Raw genomic sequence first — 1,512 nt, forward strand, 5'->3', positions numbered from 1 at the left:
CATGTCTCAACGGGTCAATTGCCCTCTCATTCCTTCGTCATGCCTATCCAAGGGGTGGAGGCCAGTTATGCTAACCTGATGGGTCACAGTGCCCTTTTGTTCAAGAAACCTGGTACTCCGTACATATTTGAAATCCTACGAATAAGACAACATTCAAAATTAAAGGTAACTATTTTAAAATGATACATTCTATATAACTAATGTTTTATTTCTATGCGGGGTCTCGCCAACATTTCGGAAATTTTGTACGCTAAGCCCTTCCCAAAAATGATTTTGGTCCGTTTTGATGGAACTTTGTTTTTGGGAATGAGTTTTGGTTCTAAAAACTAGCTGTTTTCAAAGGAAATATAGATTTACCTGTTTCAGTACCAAAAACGAACGAACGTTAATGGAACAACCCTTTTATATCAACGTTTATAGCCTTAACGTACAATTTTTCCAAAATGTTGTCTGTACCCCAACAAGGTGGAGGTAACTAACGACTTTCTTTTAACATGTTCTTATTATCTGAAATTGTTTGCACCGTGTGCCTATCTGAAACCAGCTTGTTGCATTATTGGCTGTGTGGCCAATGATAGACACAATGATGAGGAGGAGGGCGATCCCCCCCATCATGACCATTAGAAAGGTTTTATGTTTATATAGTTTATACGGCAATATCATTGCAATCACCATCATAATAAATGACAGGATCAGCGCACTTTTTTGATGTTGGAAGAAATAATCTATGGGATATCGGTAATGGGATACTGCCGTAATCATACTTGCACTGTAAACCATAACTAATCCAAATAGGGAAAGTAGTACAACAGCTATGAATATGGGATAATCATAAGCTCTAAGTATTTTTTTTAAATTGAAAATCACCTCTAATTAAATACCAAAATTTTCTAAAAGACTTTCTTATATAATAACGGAAAAACATCTCTAATGTAATAAGAATTTCTTTTAATCTAAACTGTTTATTCTAAAAAATTATTACTACCCTTCAGGAACTTTTTAATATTTAAACAAATCTTAAATGAACTAACCTGCCCCGATAGTTTAAGTACTATCATTCACAATCTCAATAGAGTAGAACCTATTGAGACACATTCAAAGTACATCTAAATTAGGCTATATAATGTCTCATAAGACTTGTATCAAAATGCTTATCGTTGTAAATGCGCATTTTCCTGACTCTACCCCATGCCCATCAAGTTAAAATTTTTTATGTCCCCAAAAATGAAAAAAATAAGATGTTTCTAAGAATAGAAACTTAAATTTTCATTTTGGGGGTATTCATTCTTCCTACCAACAAAACGCAGAAAACATACGCTAAGGGAGTAGTGTCAGGAAAGATTTGAAATAAAGTTTAACTGTTTATAAAAAAGTTGCACCGTTTTACCCCTTTGGATATGAATGTCTAAAGGGGTGTTTTTATGTCCGAAAGAAGAATATATATTTGAAGTTAAAAAATGGGTTATGACAACAAATTTTCTACTAACAGTTAGAATGCATCAGGCATTGTCA

General features: G+C 33.8%; 2 protein-coding genes. One reads left to right on the forward strand and one right to left on the reverse strand.

The genetic code is table 11. The annotated features are described in order from the left end of the window. Nucleotides 1-183 (forward strand): hypothetical protein (locus N9I19_RS24710; RefSeq protein ID WP_317779327.1); only part of this gene is annotated, 183 nt, incomplete at its 5' end. Between the two features lie 306 nt (nt 184-489). Here N9I19_RS24710 and N9I19_RS25415 read toward each other — a convergent pair. After that, the gene (locus N9I19_RS25415) at nt 490-867 is read right to left on the reverse strand and encodes an FtsW/RodA/SpoVE family cell cycle protein (RefSeq protein ID WP_411730949.1); all 378 of its coding nucleotides are present in this window, start codon (nt 865-867) and stop codon (nt 490-492) included. Nucleotides 868-1,512: the final 645 nt, after the last annotated feature.

The organism is Peribacillus sp. CSMR9 (assembly GCF_033141925.1).
In the GTDB taxonomy this organism is placed as follows: Bacteria; Bacillota; Bacilli; order Bacillales; family DSM-1321; genus Peribacillus; species Peribacillus simplex_A.